This is a genomic window from Sphingobium sp. (assembly GCF_049304695.1).
GTDB lineage: Bacteria > Pseudomonadota > Alphaproteobacteria > Sphingomonadales > Sphingomonadaceae > Sphingobium.
Genome location: NZ_JBAQOK010000068.1, coordinates 37,450 through 52,838 on the forward strand (window position 1 = coordinate 37,450; position 15,389 = coordinate 52,838).

Here is a 15,389-nt window from a genome sequence, read left to right on the forward strand (position 1 = left end):
GGTAGCTGCGCTTGGGTTTCTCGACCTCGGCCTGTCCTGAGCGCCTGCCTTGGCAGGCAGTCGAAGGGCTCGAAACGAACGGATTTGGGTTTGCCGTTCACTCCATCCCGGCGACCAGACCGTCGATCGCGCCTTGCAAAATGTAGCTGGCGGCCAGTTTATCGACCAGTTCGTCGCGGCGGGCGCGGCTGGCGTCAGCGGAGATCAGGGTGCGGGTTACGGCCTGCGTCGACCAGCGTTCGTCCCATAGCAGGATGGGCAGGCCAAGGTCGGTCAGGTTCTGCGCAAAGGCGCGGCTGGACTGGCTGCGCGGGCTGCCGGTGCCGTCGAGGTTGAGCGGCAGGCCAATGACGATGCCCTTCACCTGCTGCTGCACGATGAAGGCCGTCAGGATCGCCTTGTCCTTCGTGAATTTGCCGCGCGTAATGGTGTGGGCGGGGCTGGCGATGGCCCAGCGTGCGTCGCACAGGGCAAGGCCGATCGTCTTGGTGCCGACATCCATGCCGATCAGGCGGCCGCCCTCCGGCAACGCCGTGCGAAAGGCCAGGCGTTCGGTAGTGACGAGTTTCATGGGATGATCAACTTTAGCTGGCAGGGCATGTTCGCCCCGGCCCATGGCATCATTTGACAAAGGTCGCCAGCCGTTGCCGCGCATCGGCCCGGACATTGGCCCAGAACAGGGCATAGTCATAGACGTGGTAATTGTTGCCGGGCAGGGTGAACGGTCCCATATCGACAGGCTCCCCGATCATCAACACGCCGCTGGTGTCGCAACGGGCAGGCACGATGCCTGCCAGCAGCCGCGTGGGCTGGTCCGCGTCGCGGGCGTCGAGCGTGCCCAGATTCGCGCTGGCCGGGGCTGCGCCGTTGAACGCGCCGGTGATGGGGTTGGTGCAGAGCATATGCGTACCCTTGCGTGGGCGGCCGGTATAACCGATCTTGCGTTCGAAACTTTCGACCACGGCGGACGGGTCGGCCGGTTCGGCATAGCTTTGCCAGCTGACGATACAATGCGCCTGACCCGCTCGGGCGCAGGCGGGCAGGCCGAGCGCGGGCAGGTCCGCTTCCACCGACACGGGGGAGCCGACGGCATAGACGGCGGCGATGCGGTTGGCGACCGGCTTGCCCGCCACCTGTTCGCGCAGGAGCTGGAGCAGGTGGCGCGTCCCCTGGCTATGTCCGGCCAGGATCAGCGGGCCTTCGGGATTGGCTTTGAGGAAGGCGGCGAACGCCTGCGCCACGTCGCGATAGGCGGCGGCGAGCGCGCGGTCGCCCTCCGGCCCGCGCGTCAGGAACGCGCCATAATTGGCCTGACGGTATCGGGGTGCCCAGACGTCGCCTGCGCCGCTGAAGACACTGGCCTGGCTGCGCACGAAGCGGCGGGCGGTGGCGTTGGTTTCCGTGTCGCCCAGCGGCGCGTTCCACTGCGCGCTGCCAAAGGTCGTGATGTAGCTGGTGGGATGAATGAAGAAGATGGCTGCCTTTTGCGCAGGCGGCGTGTCAGTCACGCCCGCCGGTTTCCACAGGCCCGGATTGTCCCGCACGATGTCGGGTCGGGCGATCCACATTTTGGGGTCGTCATAAGCATTGGCGGGCAGTGGCGCGATATCGGTGAAGGCTTCGCGTGGGACCATGACCATGCGAATGAGCTGCATGCCCCAGATGCGGTAGGCCAGCAGCGCCGCGATCACCAGCACGATCAGGGTCGTAATGATGTAAAGGAATTTGCGCGCCACCTACACAGATCTCCAGTCGCGGGGCGCGGATGCCCCGATCGCTACGCCCTGTCTGGCGCAAGGGACAGGAGGGCGCAAGGGGTGCGAAACGGCTTGAAGCGGGCGTGGCCGGGTGGTAGCGGCGGCGATATGTCCATAGACCTTCAGACCGTAAAAAAGATCGCCAGCCTCTCGCGCATTTCGGTGACGGACGCCGAAGCCGAAGCGATGGTGCCGGAACTCAACAACATCCTTGGCTGGGTGGAGCAATTGGGCGAGGTGGACGTCACCGGCATTGAGCCGATGACCGCCGTCATCCCCAACCACCAACGGCTGCGCGACGATGTCGTCACTGACGGCAATGTGCGTGACAAGGTGCTGGCCAACGCGCCGCAGGCCGAGCATGGCTTTTTTGCGGTGCCTAAGGTGATTGAGTGAGTATCCCTTTCACCGTTCGGGCTGAGCTTGTCGAAGCCCAGTCCTTTCTTGAAGTGAAGAGCAGCCCTTCGACAGGCTCAGGGCGAACGGAAGTTCTGGCATGACCAACCTTACTGATCTCACCGTCGCTGAAATTCGCGATGGATTTCGTGCAGGCGATTTTTCGGCGCGGGACGTGGCGGAGGGCTTTAACGCCAATGTCGCGGCGGCCAGGGCGCTGAACGCGTTTATCGTCGAAACGCCGGACATGGCGCTGGCCGCTGCCGATGCGGCGGACAAGGCGAAGGCGGCGGGCGATCCGCTGGGGCCGCTGGCGGGCGTACCGATCGGCATGAAGGATCTGTTCTGTACGCAGGGCGTGCAGACGACGGCGGCGAGCCACATGCTCGAAGGCTTCGTGCCGACCTATGAATCGACCGTGTCGGGCAAGCTGTGGGCTGCAGGCGCGGGGATGCTGGGCAAGCTGAACCTCGACCAGTTCGCCATGGGGTCTTCGAACGAAACCAGCTATTATGGCAATGTCATCAGCCCGTGGAAGCGTGGCGGCGGCGACAATTCAGCGCTGGCGCCCGGTGGATCGTCGGGTGGGTCTTCGTCCGCGATTGCGGCGCGGCTGTGTCCGGCGGCGACCGGCACCGATACGGGTGGGTCCATCCGCCAGCCTGCGGCCTTCACCGGCATTGCAGGCATCAAGCCGACCTATGGCCGCTGTTCGCGCTGGGGCATCGTTGCATTCGCGTCCTCGCTCGATCAGGCGGGGTCGATGGCGCGCACGGTGCGTGACAATGCGATCATGCTGGAGGTGATGGCTGGCTTCGATCCCAGGGATTCGACGTCGCTCGATCTGCCGGTGCCGCAGTGGGAGGCGGGCCTGTCCAGCAACCTTGCGGGCAAGACGGTCGGCATCCCCAGGGAATATCGCCCCGACGGGCTGAATGCGGAGATCGCGGCGCTGTGGGATCAGGGGATCGCATGGCTCAAGGATGCGGGCGCGAAGGTGGTGGAGGTTTCCTTGCCCCACACGCAATATGCGCTGCCGACCTATTATATCATCGCCCCTGCCGAAGCGTCGTCCAACCTCGCCCGCTATGACGGCGTGCGTTATGGCCAGCGCGACTTGCCCGATGGGGCGGGTTTGCAGGACATGTATGCCGCGACCCGCGCCGCCGGCTTCGGGCCGGAGGTCAAGCGCCGCATCATGATCGGCACCTATGTGTTGAGCGCCGGTTTCTACGACGCCTATTATACGCAGGCGCAGAAGGTCCGGGCGTTGATCGCGCGTGACTTCGATCGGGCATTTGAGCAATGCGATCTGCTGCTGACCCCGACCGCGCCGAGCGCGTCCTTTGCACTGGGGCAGAAGCAGGACGATCCGCTGGCCATGTATCTGAACGACGTGTTCACCGTGCCTGCGTCGCTGGCGGGGTTGCCCGCCATGTCGGTGCCGGGTGGGCTGGATTCTGCGGGCCTGCCGCTGGGGTTGCAGATCATCGGCCGCGCGCTGGATGAGCAGACCGTGCTGAACGCTGGGCTGGCGATCGAGGAACGGGCGGGCTTTACGGCGCGTGCGGACAAGTGGTGGTGATGTGACACTGACTGTTTGGCAAGATTGGGTTGCTTGGGGAGGCATTGTTTTGCCTCTCATTACCCTTGCTTGGTCGGCTTGGCAGTACGTGGCTCTTCAAAAACGAAATGAGCAACAACAGCGGTTCGACAATTTTTTCCGGGTGATGGATAAAATTGGAGAACCGGGAGGATCGATAGCTGCAAAAGCTGCGGCAGTTTACGAGCTTAGAAATTACCCTGAATATAGCGAAGTCATCGCGCGCTTTTGTCTCGAAGCCGTTCGCTATGTAAGTGGAGACAGTGCCCAAATTCTTCAGGCAGAGTTGCGCCTCACGGCAGCATATTTCAGAGATGCTGCAGATGAATGACTCAACCTGTCGCTTCTACGGCGCTACAGGCGATTGAAGAGAAGAATGCAAAGTGTTACCTTGGTAACACTGGAGATTTGGCAATGAACGCGCAGACCAAGATCGATACCGGAACCATGACGAGCAAGGGTCAGATATTGATCCCCAAAGCCATGCGCGATGCCGCTGGTCTGGTGCCGGGGCAACCCTATAAGGTCATGGTCAATGAAGCGGGACAGGTTGTTGTCGCTCCCTTGGGATTTGGACCGGAAGATGCTGCCGAGCGGGGCCGTCGTATTCGTGCGGGGTTGCTGGCGATTGCAGGCAAATATCCCAACCCGGACGGGATGAGTACGGACGAATATATGCGGGAGTTGCGGGGCGATTACGAGCCGTGATCCTGATTGATTCGAACGTCATCATCGACATTATTGATCGCGATCCCGTCTGGTTCGACTGGTCGTTTGAGAATATCGATCGGGCGGGGCAAAGCACAGTGCTTGCGGTCAACGCCGTGGTTGTAGGAGAGGTGGCACCGCGTTTTGCGACGCTGGAACAATTCACCATGATCATGACCGGGCTGTTGATTCAGATCCATGACTTGAGCGCTGAGGCGGCATTTATCGCGGGCATCGCCTTTCAGGCGCATCGTCAGCTTCGCAAGGCTGGTGACATGAAATCCATCCTCGCCGACTTCCTGATCGGTGGCCATGCGCAGGCCGCAGGCGCAACCATATTGACGCGAGACCCGCGTTTTTACCGTAGCTATTTTCCCGGCGTGCCGTTGATCACGCCATCAAAGGACGACTGATGACCGACACAACCTATCGCATCCATGGTGCAACCGGCGAGTGGGAGGTCGTGATCGGCCTGGAGGTCCATGCGCAGATCACCACCAATGCCAAGCTGTTTTCCGGCGCGGCGACGGGGTTTGGGGCGGAGCCGAATACGCAGGTCAGCCTGGTCGATGCCGCGATGCCGGGCATGTTGCCGGTGCCCAATCGCGAATGCATCCGGCAGGCGGTGCGTACCGGCCTCGCCATCGACGCGCAGATCAACAAATGGTCGCGGTTCGATCGGAAGAATTATTTCTACGCCGATTTGCCGCAGGGTTATCAGATCAGCCAGCTTTATCACCCGATCGTGGGTGAGGGGCAGGTCGAGATCGTGCTGGACGAGAAAAATCCGGACAGCAGCACCAAGGTGATCGGCGTCGAGCGCATCCATGTCGAGCAGGATGCGGGCAAGCTGATGCATGACCAGCATCCCACGCGCTCCTATGTCGATCTCAACCGATCCGGTGTGGCGCTGATGGAAATCGTGTCGCGACCCGACATGCGCTCGCCTGCGGAAGCGGGGGCATATCTGGCCAAGCTGCGCACGATCCTGCGCTATGTGGGGTCATGCGACGGCAATATGGATCAGGGTTCGATGCGGGCCGACGTGAACGTGTCGGTGCGTAGGCCGGGCGAAGAGTTTGGCACGCGGACGGAAACGAAGAACGTCAATTCGGTGCGCTTCGTCATGGCGGTGGTCGAACATGAGGCGAGCCGTCAGGTCGACGTGCTGGAGGCGGGCGGCAAGATCGTGCAGGAAACGCGGCTCTATGATCCCGACCGCAATGAAACGCGCTCGATGCGGTCGAAGGAGGATGCGCATGACTATCGCTACTTCCCCGACCCAGATCTGCTGCCCATCGAACTGGAGGACGCCTTTGTCGAGGAATGTCGCCAGTCGCTGCCCGAACTGCCCGACGTCAAGCGCAAGCGCTATGAGCAGGCGCTGGGCCTGTCGGCCTATAATGCGGCGACACTGACGGCGGACGCGGACACGGCGCGCTGGTTCGAGAAATTGGTGGCCGACAGCGCGGCGGCGCAGGGCAAGAGCGAGAGCGATGTGGCGAAGGCTGCGGCCAACTGGCTGTTGTCGGACCTGTATGGCGCGCTCAATCGCATTGGCAAGACGTTGCAGGAAAGCCCGGTCAGCCCGAGCAAGGCGGCGGAACTGCTGGCGCTGGTCGCTGACGGCACGCTGTCGGGCAGTCTGGCCAAACAGGTGTTCGAGATCATGCTGGAAACCGGCGAAGGCGCGGGCAAGATCGTCGAGGAAAAGGGCTTGAAGCAGACCAGCGACACTGGCGCGATCGAAGCGGTGGTGGCCAAGGTGCTGGCCGATAATGCCGACAAGGTCGAGCAGTATCGCGGCGGCAAGGAAGCGCTGTTCGGCTTCTTCGTCGGGCAGACGATGAAGGCGATGCAGGGCAAGGCCAATCCGCAGGTGGTCAATGAACTGGTGAAGAAGGCTTTGGCTGGCTGATTGGGCGAGGGGGTCTCTTCGATCTAGCGGTAACACCCCTCCGTCTGGCCTTTGGCCAGCCACCTCCCCTTACAGGGGAGGATGTAAAACACCTCATCCGTTCGTTTCGAGCGAAGTCGAGAAACCCAGGCGTCGCGCTGCGCGATTCTCTACCTCGCTCTTGGCGAACGCGACAGGGTGGCGGCATCATGCTTCACCGCAGACATAAGAAAGGGGCGCCGCCGGGGGGACCAGCGACGCCCCTCCTCTTTATGCCCGGCATCCTGGGGGAGGATAAAGTGCCGGAACGGAATGGACGGACCAAGGGAGGGGTCTTGGGGTCTGGCCCGTCCATTCACAGCTAAGACGTCACAGGACGAAGTTAACCGTCGCCCTAAATGATATGGCGACGTGATTTTGTTGTTCCTCCGCGCCGAATTCGCCGCCGACCCGGAATGTATCGGTGCCGCCATAGAGACGCGCGCGTCCGGTCCAGCCGTTGGTGCGCTCCTCGGACACCAGCGTGAAGCTCTCTCCGCCCTTGAATGACGCGATGGTGTCGCCCAGCGATCCGCCGATGATCTGGCGGCGACCGCCTTCGAGTTCGAGGCGGACCCAGCCGTCTTCCTTGTTCAGGCTGCCAAAGTCATAGCCTGCGGTCAGCGTGCCGTTGGCGGTGGTTTCGTCGCTGGTGCGATCGAGCACGGTCAGGTTGAATGCGTCGCCGCCGCCGGTTTCCGAATAGCCGCCTTCCTTCAGCCGGTAATAGTCGATGCCCGCCGCCGGGCGCAGGCTGAAGCGCCCCATCTGCATCTGGTATGACGCGCCCGCAGTGGCGGAATAGAGCGTGCCTGACCAGTTGCCGGTCGCCGTGCGGGTGATCGTGCCATTGTCGAAATGGCGCGATCCGTCGAAATTGATGGTCGCGGCGGATACACGGGCGAAGGCGAGCAGGCCGCCCCATTGGCCGCGCCAGTGGGCCGCCAGTTCATACTGGTCGGAATCTACGGCGTTGTTGGACCCGCTGGAATCATTGCCATGAATATAGGCCAGCGATCCGCCGAACGCGCCAAAGTCGCTCAGATATTCGACGCCACCGCCCGCGCCCCATCCATTGACGTCATAGGATGCGGTATCGCCAACGCTCTTGGCGCTGCCGAAAGCGACCTGTTGCAGCCAGAAGCCGAGGCGGCCGTCCTTCGTGCGATAGGTGCCGTTGGGGTCGGACAGGATGCGGGCGGTCGCGCGCGATCCCGCCGTGACCGCTTCGAATGTGCCGCCGCTATGGTCGGGCAGCATCTGTTGCAGATTGCTGTTCAGCGTTGTGCCATCGCTGACGCTCAGGAAAGCGTTGGCGACATCCGCATCATTGTCGAGCGCGTTGAAGATCGCCGAATAGGCGCGGGCGCGCGATCCGGTGAGGCCCAGTTCATCGACGCTCTTGGCCGCGATCGACAGGGTGACGGTGCCCGCCGTGCCGTCGGAAGCGAGGCTGCCCTTGAACATATAGGGCAGTTGCATGGCGGTCGTCAGCGTCGGCGTCCCGGTAAGTGCGCCTGCGCGCACGATGATATAATCGCCCGCCGATCCCCCCACTTTGGTCAGGTTCACCTTGACCTGCGATCCGGTCGCGAAGCTGGCTGCGCCCGCGACATCGTAGAGCGTGTTGGTCCTGTTCGCCGCATCGATGGTGACGCCCAGCGTCGATGTGCCGCCTGCACTGAGCGAGGCGAGCGCGACGCTGCCGGTGTTGGTAGCACTGAGCGTGCCACCGTTCAGGAAGACCGCGACATTGCCGCCGTTGCTGATCGCGCCGGACAGGGTGGATGTGCCGCCCAGCGTCAGCGTGCCCGCGCCGCCACCGAAATCGACCGCACCGGTCAGTTTGGCCGTGTCGGTGAGGGACAGGGCGGACGTACCCGCGCCGAGCGCGACATTGCCGGTCAGGCTGGACGTGCCGGACAGCGCGATGCTGTCGCTGCCCGCGCCCATGCTGACATTGCCGGTGATGGACCCCGCCGAAACGGTCAGCGCGTCGTTGCCCGACCCCAGCAATATGTCGCCGGTGATGGCCGGGGCGTTGGCCGTGGACGATGCGAGCGCCTGCGTCAGGGTGACGCCGCTGCTGTTGGCGCTCAGGTCGATGGCGGTGTTGGTCAGTCCGCCCGATGCGCTGATGCGACCGGCGTTGTTCAGCGTGGACACTGTGCCGGACATATCTTGGATCGCAATGGCGGTCCCTAGCGTAGTGCTGAGCGCCGCTGCGGAGACGTTGCCGCTACCGCTGATGCTGATGGTGTTGACCGATGCGCCCGTGTCGATGAGCAGCGCGCGTGAGGTCGTTCCCGCGATCGAAGAACCCGATGCCCCCAACGCGCCACTGATGTCGATAACGCGGGTGCTGGCGCCAGAGCCGAGGCGCAGGCCGGTCGCGTTGCTGTCATAGGATACCGCCGCGACAGTGCCGCCAATGCCGATGCCATTCGCGATGGTTACGGTGCCGCCCAGTCCGCCGATCTGTATCGCGGTGGCGTCGATTTTGTCATAGACGCCATAGGCCGCGACCGTGCCCTTGTTGATGAAGCCATAGCCCGACGTTTCGGCGGCGACTGCGCCGATGCTGGTATTGGCGGTGGCCGATCCGACGCGGATGGCGGGGGCTGCGCCATAGGTGGTGATGGCCGCGCTCCCTTCGCTCGCGTCGGCCAGGCCGTCCTTATCGACGTCCGTATCGGTGGTGCTGGTGGTGGGGGGTATATCGAAGATGACGCCACCGGTGACGTTGCCCGCGATGACCACGGCTGATCCGCCCTGCAGCAGGTCGTCGGCGTCCAGCTTTGTGACGTCGGTCGGGCGCGTGGTGGTGCGATAGCCGGTGCTGGCGATGCTGCCCTGAATCTTGAGCGCGCCGTTTATGTCGCCCAACAAGGCCGCGCCGACACTGTTCGCGCCGATTGCCGTCGTGGCTGCGCGTAGCGTGACGTTGCCGTCGATTGCGTTGGCGATGACGCCATAACTGTTGTCGCCGGTGACGGCGATGGTGCCGCTGGTCGACAGCGCGCCGGTCAGCGGTGCGTCGAGGCGGATGCCTGCGGAATTATTGCCTTCGATCGTGATGGTGCCGCTATGGTCGATCGCGCCGACATGGGCCGCCCCGGACTGAACCCAGATACCGTTGCGGCCGGTGCCTTTGGCGAAGGGGCCATCGACGTCGCCATCGCTGTCTGTGTCCGTCGCGGTATAATCTTCGGTCAGGGTGATGGTGCCGCTGTTGGTGATCGCGCCGCTGGTGCCGGGGGCGATCAGGATGCCGGTGGCATTGTCGGCGTCGTTGATGGTGATCGTGCCCGCATTCGTCACCTTGTTATTGCTGTCCAGCGTGACGCCGGTGCCGCTGGTCAGGGTGATCGTGCCGGCAGAGGTGATGGAGATGTCGTCAGGGCCGCCATTGGCGATGGTGGATGTGCGCACGGGGGTGGTGGTGGCCGTGGCGATGCTGGTTTCAGCCGCTGCGTTGGACAGGGTCAGTGCCGCCAGGACCGGGGCGATGGCCGAACAGGCCAGTAGATGTCGCATGATGTCTCCCTCTTGCGCGTCGCGTCTGGTGCGTGCGCGTTGGGAAGGGGACGATGCCGGGCGGCGATTTCCGTGGCCTGTTGCGATGAACCGTTGTTCAGAAAGCGAAATCGACACCGATGCGCACCGTGCGTGGACGCAGCGGCGTGGTGTAATCGGTGCGCAGGTCAAATGGCGTGCCGAGCGAGAAACGATTGCCGTCGCTGTCCAACAGGTTGGTCAGCGACAGCGAATATTGCACCGGGCCGCGCGTCAGGCTGGCCGACAGGCTGGTGTCCACATAATCGCCCTGCTTACCACCCAGTATCGGCCCGACGCCCAGCCGCGACGTGCCGACATAGCGGGCGGAACCCGACAGATGAAATTGCGACAGGTCGCCCAATGGCGCGCGATAGTCGAAGCCGATCCGCCCGCCCAGATTGGCGACATTGGGCAGCGACAGCGATCGCCCTTCATAGGAAAGCGTGCGCAGGAATTGCGCGGGCTGGGTCAGGCGGCTGTCATTATAGATGATGCTGCCGTCCAGCGTGAAATGAGGGGCGGGGCGGGCGACGATGCGCCCTTCGATCGTATAGATGCGGCCGTCGCCGATATTGGCGGTCGTGGGCAGGCCGATGCGGTCGGTCACGTCCGCCTGAATATTCCGCCAGTCGGTATAGGCGATATTACCACTGATCGCGATGGCGTCGCGTCCCGGCACGCCCTTGCGGAACCCAACCTCCGCCGTCGAAATACGGTCGTTCTGGAAACGGCGGGCGCGCTGGTCATCGACGGTCAGGCCGCCGGGACGGAAACCCTGCTGGAACCGGGCGTAGAGCGTGACGTCGGCAATCGCGTCGGTCAGCAGCGAGAAGGAGGGCAGAAACATCGTTTCATTGCGATCCGCCTGCGCTTCGGCACGCGCCAGATCGATGGAAGACAGCGCGGCGACGGGATCGAGCGCCTTGCCCGACAGGCGGCTGTTGGTGAGGCGCCCGCCCACGGTTGCGATCAGCCCCGGCAGCGGCTCGAACGAGGCTTCGCCGAACAGGGTCGCTTCATGCACGCTGTTGCGCACACCGGTCGTCGTCGCGGGCATGCCCCGGCCGGCAATCTCTACGCCCGGTATGATTTCCGGCTGGAACGCTGGAAGCGTGCCGTAGGATGTCAGCGAACGGGACAGGTCCGACCGACTTTCCAGATAGGAAGCGCCCAATATCCAGCCCAGCCCGTTGTCCATGTCGCGGACCAGCCGGTTTTCGGTGGAGAAGATGGTGACATCGTTGCGCTGGCGGAACAGGGACGGCGGGCCGTTCGGCTGGGTCGCATCATAGCTTTCGTTCAGTTCATGGCGGACATAGCCGGTGGACGATACGAAGCGCAGCGTGTCCCATTGCCGTTCGACCCGGACGTTGGCGAGCATATAGTCGGACGAATAAGGCTGGGCGACACTGGACGCGCGCTCCAGCTTGCCGACCGCCTTGCTGGCATATTGGGCGTCGTCGCCCTTGATATGCTGATAGACGCCGTTGACGTCGATGGTCCAGTTTTCGTCCGGCGCGAAACGCAGCGCGGCGCGCCCGCCCCAAGTGCGGGTGCGGTTGACGTCGTTCCTGTCGCGTTTGACATCGTCGATATAGCCGCCGTCCTGCACGCCATAGCCCACCACGCGCAGGGCGATTTTTTCCGAAACAATCGGGATGTTCAGCGTGGCGGACAGGTCGCCGCCCGGCTGGCCATGCTGGGTGGCGGACAGGCCAGCCGACGCCTGCCCGCCCCATTCCGCCAGATTGGGGGCGTTGGGCATGATGCGGATGATGCCGCCCAAAGACCCCGCGCCATAAAGCGTCCCCTGCGGCCCTTCGAGCACTTCGACCCGGCCGACATCGTAGAGTTTGAGGTCTGGGTCGGGCGCGGCATAGTTGAGGCGCATGTCGCCCAGATATTGCCCGGTGGTCGCCTGCGTCGGTCCTGCCACACCGGAATCGGCGATGGCGCGGATGAACAGTTTGTTGCGGCCAGCGCCCGCGTGCGTGGAACTGAGCGCTGCGACACGGGCGAGCAGCGTGGCGGTGCCGCCTGCCGCCTCCGCACTGGTGAAGGCGTCATTGTCCAGCGCCTCGACCATGCCGGCATAGCGCAGCAGGGGGATGTCGCGCTTCGACGCGGTGACGACGATGTCGGCGGGCGGCTGTTCCGAAAGGGACGCGGTGGCGGCGGGCGGTCCGCCGGATGGCGGCGAAGCGGGACGGGTGCGGATGATGCGCCATGTCGCCGCGTCGATCCGTCGTGCGGTTGCGCCGCTGCCCTTGAGCAGGCGTTTGAGTGCTGCATCGACGGACAGGTGGCCTGTGACGGCGGGGGTGGGAAGGGTCGCCAGCGATTGATCGGACATGCCGATGCTGACGCCGGTCTGACGGCCGAGCGCGACCACGGCCTCGCCCAGCCGTGCGGGGGCGATGCTGATATTCGGTCTGTCTGCCGCCCAACCGGGCGTTATGTTCAGGACAAGGGCGGCAACGAAAAGATACTCAATTCTGCGGGCCATTCCCTTCCTTCAGCAGCCAGCCATCCCCTTGACGCTGTGCCGTCAATCCCATCAGCGGCGCGGCTCCGGCGAAGAAGCGGGCCGCATCCTTGTCCAGCCGGATCGTGCCGGTGAAGCGCATCGCCCCTGCGCCCGGCGTCACGCGCACGGCGACGCCCAGCGAACGGGCCATATCTTCGCCCACCTGCGTCACTGGGGCATTGGCATAGGCCAGCCGCCCCTGCCGCCAGCTGGCGACGGTGGCGGGTGCGACATCCATGATGCGCAGGCCGTCGGCATCGTCGGCAAGACCGCGTCCGGCGGGCAGGGCGATGGCCTGTGCTTTGGGATTATAGATCACCTTGCCTTCCGACACGCCGATGCGAGTCGCGGTGCCGGTATGAGCGATGTTGAAGACGGTTCCGGCATCCTCGAACACCGCGTCGCCCACATTTACGCGAAACGGGTTGGCGGCGTCGTGCCGCACGGTGAAGGCGGCCTCCCCCATGTCGAGCGCGGCGAAGCGGGTGTCATTATGATCCAGGCGCAGCGTGGTGCCGCCATTGACGTCGATCCGCGTGCCGTCATCCAGCGCGATGGAGCGGGTTTCGCCGGGGCGGGTGGTGACGGTGTAGATGTCCGCGCGGTTCATCATGCCGACCGACACCGCCGCGACCAAAGCGGCAGCGATCGCGCCGCCACCGATCCAGCGCGTCAGGCCGGGCCTGCGTTCGCCTGCATCATTGGCGGCGACGGGCATGATGACGGGTTCGGGCGGAACGATCGCATGCAGCCCGGCGTCATCCGCCAGCAGCGCGTCATAGGTCTGCGCCCGTGCCGGATCGCCCTCCAGCCATAGCGTGAAGGCGTCCCAGTCGGTAAAGTCGGGATCACGCGTGCGGATGATCCATCCCAGCGCTTCCTCTTGCATCATGGCGTCCGCCCTGTTCATTTTTTGCCCCTTACAGCGACTGACGCCACCGATCCGATCATTCCGTATCGATTTTCTGTTTGAGCGCGATCATCGCACGATAGGCCTTTTGCAGATCCTTCTCCACCGTGGTCAGGCTGACGCCCAGTTCCTCTGCGATCGTGCGTTGGCCGACGCCCTCGATACGAAATCGGCGAAAGACGGTTTCGACGCGCGGGCCGAGCGCGCGCAGCGTGGCGCGGGCTTGATCCAGCTGGTGATTGAGGATCATGCGTTCGTCCACTGGCAGGTCGTCCGATGGATCGGCCATCACGCCGCCAGCGCCCTGCGACCAGTCCTGCTCGCGCCGTTCGCGCCGGGTCGACGATCGATAACGGTCGAGCATCAGATTGTTGGCCATGCGATAGAGATAGGGCAACGGGTCGGCGACCGGGCCAAGATCCTTTGCCTCCAGCTTCATCCAGATGTCCTGAAGCAGGTCTTCTGAATCATCGCCCGCGCCGCGCGCGCGCAGGAAACGCAGCAAGGCAGCGCGGTTCGCCATGAATATTTCGGATAGGCCGGTGGCCATGCCTGTTCGGGTCCAGTTCTGGGCAAGTCTTGGCGCGTTCCCATAGGCCGCATGGCAGGGTCTTGGCAATCGGCAAGCTGTTTACGGACGGCGCATGCTGCTTTAGCGCCGAATGTAAGACAAGGACGGAGCGATGTGCGGGATGGTTGACGGTATGGACAGGGCAGCAGCACAGGCAGCGGGAATGGACGGCGATCGGCTGGATGCGCTGATCGGGTCGATCGACCGCCAATATATGGCTACGGGCAAACTGCCCCACATGCATTTCATGCTGTCGCGCGATGAAAAGCCGCTGCTGTCGGTCGTTCGCGGCGATGCGCGCGCGGATGGCACGCCGCTGCGTGGGGACGCGCTGTTCCGCATCGCGTCGATGACCAAGCCGGTGACGTCGGTCGCCTTCATGATGCTGGTGGAGGAGGGGCGGGTGGCGCTGGATACGCCCGTGACGGACGTGCTGCCCGAATTTGCCGCTTTGCGCGTGGGGATGGATGGCGCGGCGCTCAAACGGCCGATGCTAATGATCGACCTGCTGCGCCACACGTCGGGCCTGACCTACGGATTGCAGCAGCAGACAGCGATCGACGCGCACTATCGGGCGATGGGACTGGACGATTTCCAGCAGCCGCGCAGTTCGGACCAGTTCATCGCCGACCTCGCCAGCCTGCCGTTGGAATTTTCGCCCGGCGAGCGGTGGAATTATTCGGTATCGACCGATGTGCTGGGGATCGTGGTCGAGCGTTTGTCGGGCATGAAACTGGACGCGGTATTTGCGCAGCGTATCTTCGGGCCGTTGGGCATGCGGGACACGGGCTTCGTCGTGCGGGACGATCAGGTCGATCGGCTGACCGACACGTGGCGGCTGGAGGAAACGGAACGGGTCGTGGCCGATCATGGCGCGCGCAGCGGATGGCGACGTGCTGGCCGTTTGCTGTCGGGCGGCGGCGGGTTGGTGTCGAGCGTGGCGGACTACCATCGCTTCGCCCGGATGCTGCTGCGCGGTGGCGAACTGGACGGCGTGCGATTGCTGCGTGACGCGACCGTGGTGGCGATGCGGTCCAACCAGTTGCCCGGTGGTGGCGATCTGGCCAGCTTATCGAGCGCGATGTTCAGTGAGGCGGACTATCAGGGCGTCGGCTTCGGGCTTGGCTTCGCGATGGGAATGGAGACCCAGGAATATTATTGGGGCGGAGTCTTTTCGACCTATTTCTGGATCGATCCTGTCGAGCGGCTGATCGGGATATTCATGACGCAGTTGCTGCCGTCGAGCGCTTATCCGGTGCGGGCCGAACTGCGCGCAGGCGTTGCGGGGGCGATTATCGACAGCCATCGTGCGGGCTGACCGGGCGCAATAAAAGGCGCCGAAATTTATTGCTGCGCCGCAAAATGCCGATGGCATGGGCCGGAACGCTGTGTCATCATCGCACCTTAGCTCATCGACAGGGGG

General features: G+C 63.8%; 13 protein-coding genes. 7 read left to right on the forward strand and 6 right to left on the reverse strand.

Annotated elements, in window-relative coordinates; translation table 11 throughout:
* Positions 1–97: 97 nt before the first annotated feature.
* Together ruvX and WA070_RS11435 are read right to left on the reverse strand one after the other, a co-directional pair.
* A complete protein-coding gene (ruvX, locus tag WA070_RS11430) occupies positions 98–571 on the reverse strand; it encodes a Holliday junction resolvase RuvX (RefSeq protein WP_422634068.1) in 474 nt (157 codons plus the stop codon).
* 49 nt (positions 572–620) lie between these two features.
* Positions 621–1,736: a DUF3089 domain-containing protein gene (locus WA070_RS11435; protein ID WP_422634069.1), complete on the reverse strand. Its 1,116-nt coding sequence runs from the start codon at positions 1,734–1,736 to the stop codon at positions 621–623.
* A gap of 129 nt (positions 1,737–1,865) precedes the next feature.
* Here WA070_RS11435 and gatC point away from each other — a divergent pair, with 129 nt between their 5' ends.
* The 6 genes from gatC (at position 1,866) to gatB (ending at position 6,382) form a co-directional block, all read left to right on the forward strand.
* The gene (gatC, locus tag WA070_RS11440; RefSeq protein WP_422634070.1) at positions 1,866–2,153 is read left to right on the forward strand and encodes an Asp-tRNA(Asn)/Glu-tRNA(Gln) amidotransferase subunit GatC; all 288 of its coding nucleotides are present in this window, start codon (positions 1,866–1,868) and stop codon (positions 2,151–2,153) included.
* 100 nt (positions 2,154–2,253) lie between these two features.
* Entirely contained in the window at positions 2,254–3,738 is a 1,485-nt protein-coding gene (gene gatA, locus WA070_RS11445; protein ID WP_422634071.1) for an Asp-tRNA(Asn)/Glu-tRNA(Gln) amidotransferase subunit GatA, read from the forward strand.
* Position 3,739: 1 nt separating this feature from the next.
* A complete protein-coding gene (locus tag WA070_RS11450; protein WP_422634072.1) occupies positions 3,740–4,087 on the forward strand; it encodes a hypothetical protein in 348 nt (115 codons plus the stop codon).
* An 83-nt stretch (positions 4,088–4,170) separates the two neighbouring features.
* Positions 4,171–4,464 (forward strand): AbrB/MazE/SpoVT family DNA-binding domain-containing protein, encoded by a 294-nt coding sequence (locus WA070_RS11455; protein WP_422634073.1) that lies wholly within the window; start codon positions 4,171–4,173, stop codon positions 4,462–4,464.
* Positions 4,461–4,877: a type II toxin-antitoxin system VapC family toxin gene (locus WA070_RS11460; RefSeq protein ID WP_422634074.1), complete on the forward strand. Its 417-nt coding sequence runs from the start codon at positions 4,461–4,463 to the stop codon at positions 4,875–4,877. The genes WA070_RS11455 and WA070_RS11460 overlap by 4 nt, the downstream gene beginning before the upstream one ends.
* On the forward strand, positions 4,877–6,382 hold the full coding sequence (gene gatB, locus WA070_RS11465; RefSeq protein ID WP_422634075.1) for an Asp-tRNA(Asn)/Glu-tRNA(Gln) amidotransferase subunit GatB: 1,506 nt from the start codon (positions 4,877–4,879) through the stop codon (positions 6,380–6,382). The genes WA070_RS11460 and gatB overlap by 1 nt, the downstream gene beginning before the upstream one ends.
* A 348-nt stretch (positions 6,383–6,730) precedes the next feature.
* On the opposite strand, the gene WA070_RS11470 is transcribed toward gatB, so the two are convergent.
* The 4 genes from WA070_RS11470 to WA070_RS11485 all read right to left on the reverse strand — a co-directional run bounded on the left by WA070_RS11470 (position 6,731) and on the right by WA070_RS11485 (position 13,945).
* A complete protein-coding gene (locus tag WA070_RS11470) occupies positions 6,731–9,937 on the reverse strand; it encodes a beta strand repeat-containing protein (RefSeq protein ID WP_422634076.1) in 3,207 nt (1,068 codons plus the stop codon).
* 97 nt (positions 9,938–10,034) lie between these two features.
* Positions 10,035–12,464 (reverse strand): TonB-dependent receptor domain-containing protein, encoded by a 2,430-nt coding sequence (locus tag WA070_RS11475; protein ID WP_422634077.1) that lies wholly within the window; start codon positions 12,462–12,464, stop codon positions 10,035–10,037.
* Positions 12,448–13,377, reverse strand: coding sequence for a FecR family protein (locus tag WA070_RS11480; RefSeq protein WP_422634122.1), 930 nt, complete (start codon positions 13,375–13,377; stop codon positions 12,448–12,450). The genes WA070_RS11475 and WA070_RS11480 overlap by 17 nt, the downstream gene beginning before the upstream one ends.
* Positions 13,378–13,432: 55 nt before the next feature.
* A complete protein-coding gene (locus WA070_RS11485; protein ID WP_422634078.1) occupies positions 13,433–13,945 on the reverse strand; it encodes an RNA polymerase sigma factor in 513 nt (170 codons plus the stop codon).
* Positions 13,946–14,087: 142 nt separating this feature from the next.
* Here WA070_RS11485 and WA070_RS11490 point away from each other — a divergent pair, with 142 nt between their 5' ends.
* The gene (locus tag WA070_RS11490) at positions 14,088–15,284 is read left to right on the forward strand and encodes a serine hydrolase domain-containing protein (RefSeq protein WP_422634079.1); all 1,197 of its coding nucleotides are present in this window, start codon (positions 14,088–14,090) and stop codon (positions 15,282–15,284) included.
* Positions 15,285–15,389: the final 105 nt, after the last annotated feature.

What these genes read in the sequence shown, in the direction of transcription:
- gatC (WP_422634070.1), top strand. Translation starts at nt 1,866, where the DNA reads ATGTCCATAGACCTTCAGACCGTAAAAAAGATCGCCAGCCTCTCGCGC.
- gatA (WP_422634071.1), top strand. Translation starts at nt 2,254, where the DNA reads ATGACCAACCTTACTGATCTCACCGTCGCTGAAATTCGCGATGGATTT.
- ruvX (WP_422634068.1), bottom strand. Translation starts at nt 571, where the DNA reads ATGAAACTCGTCACTACCGAACGCCTGGCCTTTCGCACGGCGTTGCCG.
- gatB (WP_422634075.1), top strand. Translation starts at nt 4,877, where the DNA reads ATGACCGACACAACCTATCGCATCCATGGTGCAACCGGCGAGTGGGAG.
- WA070_RS11470 (WP_422634076.1), bottom strand. Translation starts at nt 9,937, where the DNA reads ATGCGACATCTACTGGCCTGTTCGGCCATCGCCCCGGTCCTGGCGGCA.
- WA070_RS11490 (WP_422634079.1), top strand. Translation starts at nt 14,088, where the DNA reads ATGGTTGACGGTATGGACAGGGCAGCAGCACAGGCAGCGGGAATGGAC.
- WA070_RS11485 (WP_422634078.1), bottom strand. Translation starts at nt 13,945, where the DNA reads ATGGCCACCGGCCTATCCGAAATATTCATGGCGAACCGCGCTGCCTTG.
- WA070_RS11480 (WP_422634122.1), bottom strand. Translation starts at nt 13,377, where the DNA reads ATGATGCAAGAGGAAGCGCTGGGATGGATCATCCGCACGCGTGATCCC.
- WA070_RS11455 (WP_422634073.1), top strand. Translation starts at nt 4,171, where the DNA reads ATGAACGCGCAGACCAAGATCGATACCGGAACCATGACGAGCAAGGGT.
- WA070_RS11475 (WP_422634077.1), bottom strand. Translation starts at nt 12,464, where the DNA reads ATGGCCCGCAGAATTGAGTATCTTTTCGTTGCCGCCCTTGTCCTGAAC.